This is a genomic window from Pseudomonas sp. Sample_10, from assembly GCF_004321495.1.
Classification (GTDB): domain Bacteria; phylum Pseudomonadota; class Gammaproteobacteria; order Pseudomonadales; family Pseudomonadaceae; genus Aquipseudomonas.
Window position 1 is genome coordinate 1 of sequence record NZ_RCOE01000012.1, and the last position, 14,681, is coordinate 14,681.

Below are 14,681 nucleotides of genomic sequence, written 5' to 3' on the forward strand. Positions count from 1 at the left end.
AGCGCGACTGGAAAGGCTTCAGCCGCAGCAACAAGTTCGACAAGCTCGGCATGCGTGGTTCGAACACTTGCGAGCTGTTCTTCGATGACGTCGAAGTGCCGCAAGAAAACATCCTCGGCGTACTCAATGGCGGCGTGAAGGTGCTGATGAGCGGCCTCGACTACGAGCGCGTGGTGCTCTCGGGTGGCCCGACCGGGATCATGCAAGCCTGCATGGACCTGATCGTGCCGTACATCCATGACCGCAAGCAGTTCGGTCAAAGCATCGGCGAGTTCCAGCTGATCCAGGGCAAGGTTGCCGACATGTACACCCAGCTCAACGCCAGCCGCGCCTACCTTTATGCGGTAGCACAAGCTTGCGAGCGCGGCGAAACCACGCGCAAGGACGCCGCCGGCGTGATCCTCTACAGCGCCGAGCGTGCTACGCAAATGGCCCTCGACGCGATCCAGATTCTCGGCGGCAACGGTTACATCAACGAATTCCCCGCCGGTCGTCTGTTGCGTGACGCCAAGCTGTACGAAATCGGCGCGGGCACCAGTGAGATCCGTCGCATGCTGATCGGTCGCGAACTGTTCAACGAAACCCGCTAAACGGAGCTGCCCATGGCTATCCTGCATACCCAGCTCAACCCCCGTTCAGCGGAGTTCGCGACCAACAGCGCGGCGATGCTCAAACAGGTCGACGCACTGCACACCCTGCTCGCCCAAGTCGCGCAAGGTGGCGGCCCGAAAGCGCAAGAACGCCACACCTCGCGGGGCAAACTGCTGCCTCGCGAGCGCATCAATCGCCTGCTCGATCCGGGTTCGCCGTTTCTTGAAATCAGCCAACTGGCGGCTTACGAGGTGTATGGCGAAGACGTTCCCGCCGCTGGCGTGATTGCCGGGATCGGCCGTGTGGAGGGCGTCGAGTGCATGATCGTCGCCAACGACGCCACGGTTAAAGGTGGCTCCTACTACCCGCTGACCGTGAAAAAACACCTGCGCGCGCAGACCATCGCCCAGCAAAACCGCCTGCCGTGCATTTACCTGGTGGACTCTGGCGGCGCCAACCTGCCCCGCCAGGATGAAGTGTTTCCCGACCGCGAGCACTTTGGCCGGATCTTTTTCAACCAGGCCAACATGAGCGCCATGGGCATCCCGCAGATTGCCGTGGTCATGGGCTCATGCACCGCTGGCGGCGCCTATGTACCGGCCATGGCCGATGAAGCGATCATGGTCCGCGAACAGGCAACAATTTTCCTCGCCGGCCCGCCGCTGGTGAAAGCCGCGACCGGTGAGGTGGTCAGCGCCGAGGATCTCGGCGGTGCCGATGTGCATTGCAAGATTTCCGGTGTGGCCGACCATTACGCCGAAAGCGACGAACACGCTCTGGCAATCGCCCGCCGCAGCATCGCCAACCTAAACTGGCGCAAGCAAGGCGAAGTTCAGCAGCGCACGCCAATCGCCCCGCTCTACAGCAGCGACGAGTTGTACGGCGTGGTGCCGGCCGATGCCAAGCAGCCGTTCGACGTGCGAGAAGTCATCGCGCGACTGGTGGACGGTTCGGTATTCGACGAATTCAAGGCGCTGTTCGGGACGACCCTGGTCTGCGGTTTCGCTTATCTGCACGGTTACCCGATCGCAATCCTGGCCAACAACGGCATTCTGTTCGCTGAAGCCGCGCAAAAAGGCGCGCATTTCATTGAGCTGGCCTGCCAGCGCGGCATTCCGTTGCTGTTCCTGCAAAACATCACCGGCTTCATGGTCGGCCAGAAATACGAGGCGGGAGGCATCGCCAAGCACGGTGCGAAGCTGGTGACGGCCGTGGCTTGCGCCAAGGTGCCAAAATTCACCGTGATCATCGGTGGCAGTTTCGGTGCCGGTAACTACGGCATGTGCGGTCGGGCCTACGATCCGCGTTTCCTGTGGATGTGGCCGAATGCGCGGATCGGCGTGATGGGTGCCGAACAGGCGGCGGGCGTGCTGGTGCAGGTCAAGCGCGAACAGGCCGAACGCAGTGGCCAAGGCTTCAGTGACGAGCAGGAAGCCGAGATCAAGCAACCGATCCTCGACCAGTACGAAGAACAGGGTCACCCCTACTATTCCAGTGCGCGCTTGTGGGATGACGGTGTCATTGACCCGGCCCAGACCCGCGATGTACTGGCCCTGGCCTTGTCCGCGTCGTTGAACGCGCCCATCGAACCGAGCCGCTTCGGCGTGTTCCGGATGTGAATTTTTGTAGGAGCGAGGCTTGTGTGGCGAGGGAGCTTGCTCCCGCTCGATTGCGCAGCAATCGCAAAAAAGATCCCGCAAGCAGTTCCCACAGAAACCGTGGAGACGGATGAATATGAGCGACTTCAACACCCTCGAACTGCTGACCGACCCTCGTGGATTTGCCACGCTGTGGCTCAGCCGTGAAGAAAAGAACAACGCCTTCAACGCCCAAATGATCCGCGAACTGATCCTCGCCCTCGACAAAGTCGCGAGCGATGCCAGCCTGCGTTTCCTGATCGTGCGCGGTCGCGGTAAACACTTCAGCGCCGGTGCCGACCTGGCCTGGATGCAACAATCGGCCGAACTCGATTACCACACCAACCTCGACGACGCCCGGGAACTGGCGGAATTGATGTACAACCTGGCCAAGTTGAAAATCCCGACCCTGGCCGTGGTGCAAGGCGCAGCATTTGGCGGCGCGTTGGGCCTGATCAGTTGCTGCGACATGGCCATCGGTGCCGACGATGCGCAGTTCTGCCTGTCGGAAGTGCGTATCGGCCTCGCACCCGCGGTGATCAGCCCGTTCGTGGTGCAAGCCATTGGCGAACGCGCTGCGCGGCGCTATGCCCTGACCGCTGAACGTTTTGGCGGACAGCGGGCACGGGAACTGGGCCTGTTGTCGGAGAGTTATCCGATCGCCGATCTGGAGCAGAAGGTCGATCAGTGGATCGACAACCTGTTGCTCAACAGTCCCGCCGCCATGCGTGCCAGCAAGGACTTGCTGCGTGAAGTCGGCGACGGTTCGCTGAACCCGGCGCTACGCCGCTACACCGAAAACGCCATCGCCCGCATCCGGGTCAGCCCCGAAGGTCAGGAGGGCCTGCGTGCCTTTCTGCAAAAACGTCCGCCGAGCTGGCAAGCCGAAACCACTACCAAGGAGTCGCGTTGATGAGCGCACCTGTCATTACGTCCCTGCTGGTGGCCAACCGTGGCGAAATCGCTTGCCGGGTGATGCGCACCGCCAAGGCCCTTGGCCTGACCACCGTAGCTGTGCACAGCGCCACCGACCGAGACGCTCGTCACAGCCGCGAGGCGGATATTCGCGTTGACCTGGGTGGCAGCAAAGCCGCCGACAGCTATCTGCAAATCGACAAACTGATCGCCGCGGCCAAGGCCAGTGGCGCCCAAGCGATTCACCCCGGCTATGGCTTTCTGTCGGAAAACGCCGGATTCGCCCGCGCCATCGAAAACGCCGGTCTGATATTTCTCGGCCCACCGGCCTCCGCCATCGATGCGATGGGCAGCAAGTCCGCGGCCAAAGCCTTGATGGAAACCGCCGGCGTGCCGCTGGTGCCCGGTTATCACGGCGAGGCGCAAGACCTCGAGACGTTCCGCGATGCCTGCGAGCGCATCGGCTATCCGGTGCTGCTCAAGGCCACGGCGGGTGGCGGCGGCAAAGGCATGAAAGTGGTCGAGGACGTCAGCCAACTGGCCGAAGCCCTGGCCTCGGCCCAGCGTGAAGCGCAATCGTCGTTTGGCGATTCGCGGATGCTGGTGGAGAAATACCTGCTCAAACCGCGTCACGTGGAAATCCAGGTGTTCGCCGATCAGCACGGCAACTGCTTGTATCTGAACGAACGGGACTGCTCGATTCAGCGGCGGCACCAGAAAGTCGTCGAAGAAGCACCGGCGCCAGGCCTGAGCCCGGAACTGCGTCGCGCCATGGGCGAAGCGGCCGTGCGGTCGGCACAGGCCATCGGCTACGTCGGTGCCGGCACCGTCGAGTTTTTGCTGGATGCACGCGGCGAATTCTTCTTTATGGAGATGAACACACGCCTGCAGGTCGAACATCCTGTCACCGAAGCCATTACCGGCCTCGACCTGGTGGCTTGGCAGATCCGCGTGGCGCGTGGCGAAGCGTTGCCGATGACCCAGGATCAAGTGCCGCTGATCGGCCACGCGATTGAAGTGCGGCTGTACGCCGAGGACCCAGCCAATGACTTCCTGCCGGCAACCGGCCGCCTGGAGTTGTATCGCGAATCGACGCACGGCGCAGGCCGTCGCGTGGACAGCGGCGTCGAGGAAGGCGACGAAATCTCGCCGTTCTACGATCCGATGCTGGGCAAGTTGATTGCCTGGGGCGAGGACCGCGAACAGGCGCGCCTGCGGTTGCTAAGCATGCTCGATGAGTTCGCGATTGGCGGGCTCAAGACCAACATCAACTTCCTGCGGCGGATCATCGGCCACCCGGCCTTTGCCGCAGCGGAACTGGATACCGGGTTTATTCCGCGCTATCAGGAACAGCTGTTGCCGACACCCGCGCCGCTCAGCGACGAGTTCTGGCAAAGCGCCGCCCAAGCGTTTGCCCTGAGCCAGCATCGTGTAGCGAGAGCTGACGACCCGAGTTCGCCATGGGCCAGCGGCAACGGTTTGCGCGCCGGACTGCCAGCGCAAATCACTCTGCACCTGAGTTGTGAAGGCCAGGATCAAGCGCTGACATTGGGCAGCATCGAGGCTCAACTGCGTGGCGAGCATTTGCTCACCGAACGCGACGGCGTGCGCCGCCAGCACCGGGCTATCCGTCGGGGTGACGCTGTGTATTTGCAATGGGACGGTGAACTGCGCCGCGTCGAGACGTATGACCCGATCAGCGCCGTTGAAGCCAGTCACAGCCATCAGGGCGGCCTGACTGCGCCCATGAACGGCAGTATCGTGCGGGTGCTGGTCGAGGTCGGGCAAACGGTCGAAGCCGGGGCACAACTGGTGGTACTGGAGGCGATGAAGATGGAGCACAGCATCCGCGCACCCCACGCGGGTGTGATCAAGGCGCTGTACTGCCAGGAAGGCGAAATGGTCAGCGAAGGCAGTGCGTTGGTCGAACTGGAAGAAGCGTGAAACGAAGATCGGTCCTACACCTTACCGGGACCGATCCGATCAAAACCTGGCAGTTGCCTGAACCACCACACCGATGATTCGACACTCTTCGGTGTATAGGGCTTTCGGATACGTCGGATTGAGCGGGACCAGGTAACGCTGCCCGCCCTCTTCGATCAACTTGCGAAAAATCGCCTCGTTACTGCCTTGCCACTGGGCAATAATCAGTTTGCCAGGCACCGCTTCCACGTCCGGGTCCACCAGGATCAGCATGCCCTCGGCAATGCTCAGGCCACTGGGCGCGGTCATCGCATCGCCCATCACGGTCAACCAGAACGCCGCACCTTGTGCGTGGTAGTCGGACAATTCGAAACGATACCTGGCCTGCTCGCCATCGCGCACCTCGCCGGTTTCGCGCCAGTCACTGACCGGGTAACGGAAGTACGGGTTGTACTTCTGCGTCAGGCAAACCTCGTCGTCCTGCGACTCTCCCGGCTCCCTGATCACCAGCGCCACTTCCAGAAACCCCAGGCCCAGCGCCTGCAAGACCCGATTCATGTCCTCGATGCCTGGCTGGCGGCGTTTTGTCAGCCAATGCCCTACGCCGCCCTGGGACATCCCGAGGCGCTCGGCGAGTATCTCTTGAGTGACCTTGAGCTCACTCATCTTGGCCTTGACCAATTCAATCCATTTATCCATGTGCGGCACGATACGTGGAGGGCTCCAGCCATCAAAACACAAATTGTAGTATTTAATTGATGGTCACAAATACAGATCGTACTAGGATGAATTCACGGATCTGAATCTATCACGGAGCTTGCCATCACCATGAACCAACCCGCCAACGACCTGCCCGACCTGCAAATCGACACTTCGCTCACTTCCGCAAAAGGCTCTGCCGCTGCACAGCGGGCACTGGACTATTACTTGAAACCAGCTGTTTCAGTGGAACAGGTCGAGGAGCGTTTCTTCGACGTGAACCGCAACATCAAGAGTGAAGAAGCGCTGGTTCATGCGTCGGATCTTTTACGATGTGCTGCCGCGACAGCCTTCGAGACAGCCAACCATCTGCAGGGTACAAACCGGGACCTGGCGTTTTCTGCGGTGCACATGATCGACATGGCCAGAGCCATGGTGGATCGATCGTTGGAATGTCACCAGAACGCTTGAAGCGAGGATGAAAAGAAGAGGACGGGAAAGAATTTTCCAATCGCGCAGATAAAAACGTTTGACTTGCAAACGAGAATGATTATTATTGCATCAACTGATCGCGAGATCAGTTGATGGCCCAGCGGACCTTAGGTCGGTCTCTGGACTATCTCCTCATCAGGCTAATCACGGTTTTTGACCCGGCTTTTTGCCGGGTCTTTTTTTTGCCAGTTTTCTGGCTTATGGCTTCAGGCTAATGAAGTCTTTGGGTGTCACAAATCGATGGCGCGGATGATATCAAAAGAATATTTTTTGGCAAGCGGTGCCTGTGATCATTAGGGCAAACCAATGGCAAATAGCACTTGAGAATCAATCGCACACTCTCTAAGCTGCCTCGGCGTCAAGGAGGACGCCCCCCCTTGATGCCCCCAACGCCCTTTCAATACACGGCGATATGCGAATCCGTTCGCGGTTCGGTGCCTCCGCATAACACACCCGATTCAGGATCGCGCAAGATGATCTGGCCCCGCCCGTAACTGGTGAGGTCGCAGGCAACTTCTACAGTGTGACCACGACGTGCCAGCGCCGCCGCCATGTCCCGCGATGCATCCTGTTCGATCCCGACCTTCAGCCCGCCCAGCCACTGCCAACGCGGTGCATCGAGCGCCGCTTGCGGATTGAGACCGAAATCCACCAGGTTCATCACCATTTGCACATGCCCTTGCGGCTGCATGTAACCGCCCATCACGCCGAAAGGCCCCATCGCCTCGCCGTCTTTGCTGAGGAACCCGGGAATGATGGTATGGAACGTCTTCTTGCCCGGAGCCAGGCAATTGGCATGACCTGGATCGAGGCTGAATTCTTCGCCACGGTTCTGCAGGGCGATACCACTGTCGGGCAACACCACGCCGGAACCGAAACCGTGGTAGTTGCTCTGGATGAATGAAACCATGTTGCCTTCGGCATCGGCGGTGGCCAGGTAAACAGTGCCGCTGGCATGGGGATCACCCGGTTGCGGCGCGACGGCGCGCTCGCCGATCTGCGAGCGTCGATGAGTTGCATAGTGATCGCTCAGCAAATCATCGACCGCCACACGCATGTGCTGCGGATCGGTGATGTAGTGCAAGCCATCGCTGTAGGCGAGCTTCATGGCTTCCAGTTGACGGTGCCAGGTTTGTTGACTGTCGCGATGATCGAAGTCAAAGCCCTCGAGAATCTTCAATGTCATCAACGCCACCAGCCCCTGCCCGCTCGGTGGGATTTCCCAGACATCGACTCCGCGGTAATTGACCTTGATCGGCTCGACCCACTGCGCGCGGTAGTCCTGCAAGTCACTGGCGCGCAAATAGCCACCCGTGGCCCGCGAGTGCGCGTCAAGCCGTTGCGCCAGTGCACCGCGATAGAAGCTTTCACACGCCGTGGCCGCCAGCTCGCTCAGCGTGCGAGCCTGGGCCGGGTTGCGGAACACTTCACCGGCTCGGGGCGCACGGCCATCGATCAGAAAAGTCTCGAACCAACTTTCAAGTGCCTCACAGCGATCAGCAGAGAAGTCTTCCAGCGCGGTTTGCCATTGCAGCGCAACCACCGGCGACACGGGAAAACCATCGCGCGCCAGGCTGATCGCCGGTTGCAGCAAGTCGGCAAACGGCAGCCGACCGAAGCGCGAGGACAACTCCGCCCAGGCTGACGGGCAGCCCGGAACGGTGACCGGTGTCCAGCCATGCAACGGCATTTTTTCATGGCCGGCGGTTTTCACTGCCTCGATGCTCAAGGCTTGCGGGGCAGCGCCATTGGCGTTCAAACCGTGCAACTTGTTTTGCGTCCAGACCAACGCAAACGCGTCGCCACCAATACCGCAACCGGTAGGTTCGACGACCGTCAGCGCTGCGGCCGTGGCGATCGCCGCATCGATGGCATTGCCACCGCGGCGCATGATTTCGATTCCGGCTTCGGCTGCCAGCGGTTGCGAGGCGGCGACCATGCCGCGTTTGGCGAAGACACTTTGACGTTGTGAGGCGTAGGGATATTCATGGGCGGAAAACTTGAACATGGCAGGACTCACACAAAAGAAATGTTCGTAAAAGAACCCCGTAGGAGCGAGCCTGCTCGCGATGAACTGGAGAACGACGCGGGATGTCTGACTTGCCTCGTTATCCTTAACGTTTATCGCGAGCAGGCTCGCTCCTACAGCACTCGACTGAGAAACGCGCGGGTACGGGCGTGCCTGGGTTGACTGAAGATCTGCTCGGGCGGCCCCTGCTCGATCAGTTCGCCCTGATCGAGCACCACCACCCGGTCGGCGACTTCACGGGCAAAGCCCATTTCGTGGGTGACCACGACCATGGTCATGCCCTCCTCGGCCAGCTCCTTCATGACTTGCAGCACTTCACCCACCGTCTCGGGGTCGAGGGCGCTGGTGGGTTCGTCGAACAGCATCGCCTGGGGTTTCATCGCCAGCGCCCGGGCGATGGCCACTCGTTGTTGCTGACCACCGGACAGCATCGACGGGTAATGATCAGCCTTTTCCGCCAGCCCGACCCGCTTGAGCAGCGCCCGCGCCTGCTCCAATGCCGCCGCACGCGATACACCCAACACCTGAATGGGCGCCTCGATGATGTTTTCCAGGGCCGTCATGTGCGGGAACAGATTGAAGCGTTGAAACACCATGCCGATGTCGCGGCGCTGACGTGCAATGTTGCGCTCCGAATCCCGTACCAGGCTGCCATCGGCCCGGGTGCGATAGCCCATCGGCTGACCCGCCACACGGATCTGCCCCGACTGAATGTCTTCCAGCAGATTGATGCAGCGGATAAACGTGGTTTTACCGGAGCCGGACGCACCGATCAGCACCACCACTTCACCGCGCTTCACCTGCAGGGAAATGCCCTTGAGAATTTCCAGGTCGCCGAAGGACTTGTGAATATCCAGCGCTTCGATGACCAGCTCTTCACTCATGTGCGCCATCTCAACGCCCCCTCAGCAGTTTCATGGTGTGGCGTCCAAACATTCGGCTGGCGGCTGGCGCCGGGCGATCGGACTGACCGAAGCGTGTCTCCAGCCAACGCTGGAAAAAGCCCCAGAGCGTGGTCAACGCCAGGAAGTAGATGGCCACCACCAGATACAACTCGAACACGCGGAAAGTCGCCGAGGTCACCATTTGCGTGCTGAGCAGCAACTCCTGCACCCCGATCACGCTGACCAGCGTGGTGTTCTTGAGCATCACGTTGAACTCGTTGCCCAGCGGCGGCACGATCACCCGGAACGCCTGGGGCAACACGATCCGGCGCATCAACTTGGGAAACGTCATGCCCAGGGACCGCCCGGCTTCGTACTGCCCCTTGTCCACCGCGCCGATCCCGGCACGAATGATCTCGGCCATGTAGGCGCCTTCGTTGAGACCCAGCGCGATGATCGCGGCCTGGATGTTGCCCGGCACGATGAACCAGCCGAGGTCCAGGTCTTCGAAACGGAAAATCCCGCCCGCCGCCAACGCGGTGTACAGAAACACGATCTGCACCAGCAGCGGCGTGCCCCGCATCAGCCAGACATAAAAGCGCACCGGGTACTGCAACAGCGGGTTTCTCGACAGCTTCATCAACGCCGCGATCAGCCCAAGCACACAACCGAGCAACATCGCCGAAACGCTGATCAGGCAAGTCAGCCAAAGCCCTGTCAGGTACACATCGCTGGGTTGCAGCAGGTACTGCCAGAACACATCCCAATTGAAGTTCATCAGGTTTTCCCTCAGTCCAGTTTGTCGCTATCGACATGCCATTTACTGAGGAGCGCGGCGTAACTGCCGTCGGCGCGCATGCCTTGCAGCACTTCGGTGAGCGCCACGGTCAACTGCGGATCGCTTTTACGCACGCCGAAGCCGGTGAGGATGCGGTTGAATGCCGGCACCGCCGACTGAAACAGATCCGGGGCCAGTTGCTGGTAATGGCCGGCAGACTCGACCGTGGTGCCGAAAGCGTCCACCTGGTTGATGCGCAAGGCCTGGAAGGCGTCGGCGTCGACGTTGTACACCACCAGTTTCATCGGCGGCTTGCCGGCCGCTTCAAGTTTTTCGTTCTCTTTGCCCAGCAGCACGCGGATAGTCGAACCGTTACTGACCGCGACCTTGAGCCCGGACAAATCTTCCAGCGTGTTCACCGACTTCGGATTGCCCTTGGGCACCACGATGGACTGGCTGGAATACATGAAGTTGACGATGTCGATCACTTCACGGCGTTCGGGTTTGTCGAACAGTTGGTCGACGATCATGTCGCACTGCTGCGCGAGTAATGCAGGGATCAGCCCGGCGAAGGGCGAGATGCGCCATTCGACTTTCTTGTTACCCAAACGCTGGGCAATCGCTTCGCCCATATCCACCTGAAGCCCGACCGGTTGTTGCTTCAGGTCAAACGACACCAGCGGCGGCGAATCCATGCCGGAGCAATAGACGATCTTCTCGCTCTTGCTTAATCGCTCGGGCAATTCGGGGGCGGCCATCGCCCATTGCGAACACAGACTCAAGGTGAACAGGGCAACTAACGCGCAAGGCTTGTGCATGTCATGACTCCAGTTGGCTGCAAATGCCCCCCTGTGCAGGAGGTGGTTGTTCTTCTATTGATGGGCTTCGAGAAACTGAATCAACCGCGGGATGGTGCCTTCGATGTGTTCGCACACCACTTCTGCGGCTTTGTCCGGATCGCCGGAACGCAGGGCGGCGACAATCGAGGCATGCTCATCCCGGGCACTGCGTGGCTTGTCGGCGTGTTGCAGCCACAGGCGCATGTGCGGTTCGATCACCGAATACAGCGCCGAAATCTGCCGCATCAACCGCGGGCGTTCGCTCAGGCTGCACAGGTACTCATGGAACGCGCGATGGCGGCTGACCCACTCGGCACCGTCCTCGCGGTAGTCGTCCATCTCGTCCAGCAGACGCTCCAGATGGCTGAAATGGCGCTCGGTTATCTTGCTCACAGCCACCCGGATCGCGAGCCCCTCAAGGGCGCTGCGCATCTCGAACACCTCACGCATTTCCTCGATGTTCAGGCCGCGCACAATGGCGCCGCGATTGGGCCGCAATGTCACCAGACCGTCAGCATCCAGACGGCGGAAAGCCTCACGCACCGGCATGCGGCTCATGCCGATTTCACCGGCGATGTCCTCGGCGATCAGCCGTTCGCCGGTGCGGTAACGACCTTTGCAAATAGCCTCCAGAAGAAAGTTGTAGGCCTCTTCCTCAGCAGTGACAGGCTGACGCTCGGTATAGGCAGGGGCGAATTTCATCGGTGCACCTTTTGTATTTTTGTATCCAATTATCCATAAAGCCAAAAAAGCATATTGCATGCCAAATTTCGCGCATGGTTTACAGGTGTTTGATTACACTGAAGTATCAGCCTTCAACAGGGCTGTATAAGGCTGAAGGGGCCGACCGGTAACGAGTTGAAATGCCCCAACCTGTCACCTGCCGGCCTCAAAATGGTGCTGGTGGTAACACGGATGATCGCTACGCTTCGATGGGCAGGCTTCGCAGCAAACCTTGAGTCGTAAAGCGCGCGGGCATCCTGGGTGGAAACGATCTTTGCAAGCTCCTAAGCCCTTGCTCTTGCGTGTAAAGTAGCCGCCATAAAAACCTGATCAGGAACCCGACCGTGGCCAAATCTTCCCTCGATATCAGCGCCAACTTCGACAGCGGCAACATTCAAGTCATCGACCTCAGTGACCCGCTCAAGCCGCTGCTGGCGATCCGCCCTGATAGCAAAAGCCACCATTTTCAATGGTTCCACTTCAAGGCCAGTGGCCTGCATGTCGGCCAGGAGCATTGGTTTCGCCTGAACAATGCCAGCCAGTCTTCGTACAACAAGGCCTGGGACGGTTATCAGGCAGTCGCTTCCTACGACCACGTCAACTGGTTCCGCGTACCGACCATCTTCGAAGGCGACTGCCTGCGCTTCTGCCTCGAAGCCACCCAGACCCACGCCTGGTTCGCCTACTTCGAACCCTACAGTCGTGGCCGTCACGACTGGCTGATTGAACAAGCACTGGCCAAGGCTGGCACCGAGTTGTTGGCCACCGGCAAAAGTGTCGAAGGTCGCGATATCCAATTGTTGCGCAAAGGCACCGGCGCCGAAGGCCAGCGCAAGGTGTGGATCATTGCCCAGCAACATCCCGGCGAGCACATGGCCGAGTGGTTCATGGAGGGTGTCATCGAACGCCTCGAACGGCACGACGACCCGGTGCTGAGCAAACTGCTGGCCAGCGCCGATCTGTATCTGGTGCCGAACATGAACCCGGACGGCGCCTTCCACGGTCACCTGCGCACCAACGCCATGGGCCAGGACCTCAATCGCGCCTGGCAGAGCGCCAGCCCGGAAATCAGCCCGGAGGTGTTTTTCGTACAGCAGCAGATGGAGAAGTATGGCGTCGATATGTTCATCGACGTGCACGGTGATGAGGAAATCCCTCACGTGTTCACCGCCGCATGCGAAGGCAATCCGGGTTACACACCGCGGATCGAAAAACTTGAAGAACATTTCCGCAGCCACTTGAAACGCACCACCAAGGATTTCCAGACCAAGTACGGCTACACCCGCGACGAACCGGGCAAGGCCAACATGACCTTGGCCTGCAACGCCGTCGGGCAGAAATACGACTGCTTGTCCCTGACGCTGGAAATGCCGTTCAAGGACCACGACGATCATCCGGACCCGTTGACGGGATGGTCGGGCAAGCGTTCGAAGCAGTTGGGCAAGGATGTGTTGACGACAGTGGCGGAGATGGTTGATTCGTTGCGTTGATCTACCCGGATGGCTGCATGCCCGGCATGCAGCCTTCAAGCCCTCAGTTACCCGCGATCTTTCCCTCGCAACATGCTGTCCAGCACCTCATCACGCCGAATCCAACCGTGAAACAACGCCGCCGCCAGGTGCAGCAGCACGGTCAGGAACAACAGATAAGCCAGATACCCATGCGCCTTGCGCAAGAACGCAAACACCTGCGCGTTCGCCGGCACAATCGACGGCAACTGCAGTGAGCTGCTGAGCATCACCGGTTCGCCCGACGCCGAAATCATCGCCCAGCCCAGTAATGGCAAGACCAGCATCAAGGCGTACAGCAACACATGCGAGGCTTTGGCCGCCAGCGCTTGCCAACTTGGCAGGTCCGCCGGCAGCGGTGGCTGCGTGGTGGAAAAACGCACCACCAGACGCACGATGACCAACAGCAGAATCGCGACACCCAAAGGTTTGTGCAGATTGATCAGCCATTCATGACGCTCGGACACCGAGGCGACCATGCCCGCGCCGATGAACAACATGGCAACAATCATCAGTGCCATCAGCCAATGCAGCAGGCGCGCCAAGGGAGCGAAGTGGTTGGGTTGGGTGCTCATTGCTGGGCCTCCTGTTTGGCGGCGGGCAACTGGCTGACTTCGCTGGTGCGACGCAGGTAGGAATTGGCATAACCGGCCGAACGAGCGGCCAGCAACGGGTCGTCGGAACCTTCGATGCCAGCGGGCAATACCAGAGGGTCGTAGTTGATGTCGCGGCATTCGCCGTTGAGTTGCGGCTGGGATTTTTCCAGCACCAGCGTGCCTGCGTTCAACACTTTGCGCCCTTCAGGCCAGGCTTTGCTGGCGTCGTTCACAGGGTCGCCAGGATTGGCCAGGATGATGTTCAACTGCCAACGCAAGGGGCCGGCGGCGATGCGTTGCACCAGGTCTTTCTCGAGAAAATCACTGCCCTCAGGCGCAGTGGCACCCGGCGCATCCTGCGCTACCGGCACCATGCTCCAGCGCACGGCCTGGCGTTGTCCGGCAGCGTTCACCAGATAAAACGCGTTGACGCTGTTGTAGGTTTCAGTGACATAACTGGCTGACGGCTTGGCGGTCTTGATCCAGGCCAGGAACGGCGCGGCTTCCGGGTGCGAACCGAAGAACGCCGGCACTGCCGCGGGGTCCGGTTTGCCAGTTGCGGGCAGCGGTGACTGGGCCTGCTGCAATTGATAGAAGGCCTCGGGCGTGGCCACCGGGAACACCGGCATGCTGTTCATCCCGGTGCGCCACTGTTGGCCGTTGGCCTGATTGAAACGCAACGCCATGCTACGGATCGGCACGGCGCTGTCCGGCGCGTAGGGATTACCAGCCGGCAAGGCAAAACGACCGACCACCGGTGTCCGCGGCTCGTTGAATACTTGCGCGATGGAGTAACTGCGCGCTTCGCCGCTGCTCTCGAAATGGCCGATCACGCACACGCCTTTGGAATGGTTGCGACGGAATCCCGGGTGCACACCGTTGTTGGTCTCCAGCACATTGATCAGCTTTTTCGGCGTCAGGCGCTGTGGGTCAAAGGTGCCGTTGACGTAGGCAAATGCCCCGGCGACGACAGCAACGACCACGGCGATGCCAGACAGACGCAAGATCAGGCTCGCCGTGCTCAGGGGGGGCCGGTTGGGCGGTGATGATCGATCTACCATGAAAGA

The 14,681-nt window shown here is 60.2% G+C and carries 14 protein-coding genes; 6 read left to right on the top strand and 8 right to left on the bottom strand.

What is annotated here, in order from left to right:
- The 4 genes from D8U18_RS01220 to D8U18_RS01235 form a co-directional block, all read left to right on the top strand.
- On the top strand, positions 1–590 hold a 590-nt coding region (locus D8U18_RS01220), incomplete at its 5' end, for an acyl-CoA dehydrogenase family protein (RefSeq protein ID WP_277752454.1).
- Between the two features lie 12 nt (positions 591–602).
- Positions 603–2,210, top strand: a complete 1,608-nt coding sequence (locus tag D8U18_RS01225) for a carboxyl transferase domain-containing protein (protein ID WP_056854649.1) — start codon at positions 603–605, stop codon at positions 2,208–2,210.
- Positions 2,211–2,325: 115 nt separating this feature from the next.
- Entirely contained in the window at positions 2,326–3,141 is an 816-nt protein-coding gene (locus tag D8U18_RS01230; protein ID WP_056854650.1) for a gamma-carboxygeranoyl-CoA hydratase, read from the top strand.
- Positions 3,141–5,087, top strand: coding sequence for an acetyl/propionyl/methylcrotonyl-CoA carboxylase subunit alpha (locus D8U18_RS01235; protein WP_130904281.1), 1,947 nt, complete (start codon positions 3,141–3,143; stop codon positions 5,085–5,087). Before D8U18_RS01230 ends, D8U18_RS01235 begins: the two co-directional genes overlap by 1 nt.
- 39 nt (positions 5,088–5,126) lie before the next feature.
- Here D8U18_RS01235 and D8U18_RS01240 read toward each other — a convergent pair whose 3' ends face one another.
- A complete protein-coding gene (locus D8U18_RS01240) occupies positions 5,127–5,765 on the bottom strand; it encodes an XRE family transcriptional regulator (protein WP_130904280.1) in 639 nt (212 codons plus the stop codon).
- Between the two features lie 129 nt (positions 5,766–5,894).
- Between D8U18_RS01240 and D8U18_RS01245 the strand changes: the two genes are divergently transcribed.
- Complete coding sequence (locus tag D8U18_RS01245; protein ID WP_056854653.1) at positions 5,895–6,236, top strand: DUF3077 domain-containing protein; 342 nt, start codon at positions 5,895–5,897, stop codon at positions 6,234–6,236.
- Between the two features lie 418 nt (positions 6,237–6,654).
- On the opposite strand, the gene D8U18_RS01250 is transcribed toward D8U18_RS01245, so the two are convergent.
- The 5 genes from D8U18_RS01250 to D8U18_RS01270 form a co-directional block, all read right to left on the bottom strand.
- On the bottom strand, positions 6,655–8,265 hold the full coding sequence (locus D8U18_RS01250) for a gamma-glutamyltransferase family protein (protein ID WP_130904279.1): 1,611 nt from the start codon (positions 8,263–8,265) through the stop codon (positions 6,655–6,657).
- 134 nt (positions 8,266–8,399) lie between these two features.
- Positions 8,400–9,179, bottom strand: coding sequence for an amino acid ABC transporter ATP-binding protein (locus D8U18_RS01255; protein ID WP_056854655.1), 780 nt, complete (start codon positions 9,177–9,179; stop codon positions 8,400–8,402).
- 1 nt (position 9,180) lies between these two features.
- Positions 9,181–9,948, bottom strand: coding sequence for an amino acid ABC transporter permease (locus D8U18_RS01260; protein WP_056854656.1), 768 nt, complete (start codon positions 9,946–9,948; stop codon positions 9,181–9,183).
- 11 nt (positions 9,949–9,959) lie between these two features.
- On the bottom strand, positions 9,960–10,766 hold the full coding sequence (locus D8U18_RS01265) for an ABC transporter substrate-binding protein (protein WP_056854657.1): 807 nt from the start codon (positions 10,764–10,766) through the stop codon (positions 9,960–9,962).
- 54 nt (positions 10,767–10,820) lie between these two features.
- Entirely contained in the window at positions 10,821–11,489 is a 669-nt protein-coding gene (locus D8U18_RS01270; protein WP_131106846.1) for a GntR family transcriptional regulator, read from the bottom strand.
- Between the two features lie 365 nt (positions 11,490–11,854).
- Here D8U18_RS01270 and D8U18_RS01275 point away from each other — a divergent pair, with 365 nt between their 5' ends.
- Positions 11,855–13,000 (top strand): carboxypeptidase family protein, encoded by a 1,146-nt coding sequence (locus D8U18_RS01275; protein WP_177434977.1) that lies wholly within the window; start codon positions 11,855–11,857, stop codon positions 12,998–13,000.
- A gap of 47 nt (positions 13,001–13,047) precedes the next feature.
- Here D8U18_RS01275 and D8U18_RS01280 read toward each other — a convergent pair whose 3' ends face one another.
- Together D8U18_RS01280 and D8U18_RS01285 are read right to left on the bottom strand one after the other, a co-directional pair.
- Positions 13,048–13,593 carry a cytochrome b gene (locus tag D8U18_RS01280; protein ID WP_130904275.1) on the bottom strand — a complete coding sequence of 182 codons (546 nt, stop codon included), beginning with the start codon at positions 13,591–13,593 and terminating at the stop codon, positions 13,048–13,050.
- Positions 13,590–14,675, bottom strand: coding sequence for a catalase family peroxidase (locus D8U18_RS01285; protein ID WP_131106848.1), 1,086 nt, complete (start codon positions 14,673–14,675; stop codon positions 13,590–13,592). Before D8U18_RS01285 ends, D8U18_RS01280 begins: the two co-directional genes overlap by 4 nt.
- Positions 14,676–14,681: the final 6 nt, after the last annotated feature.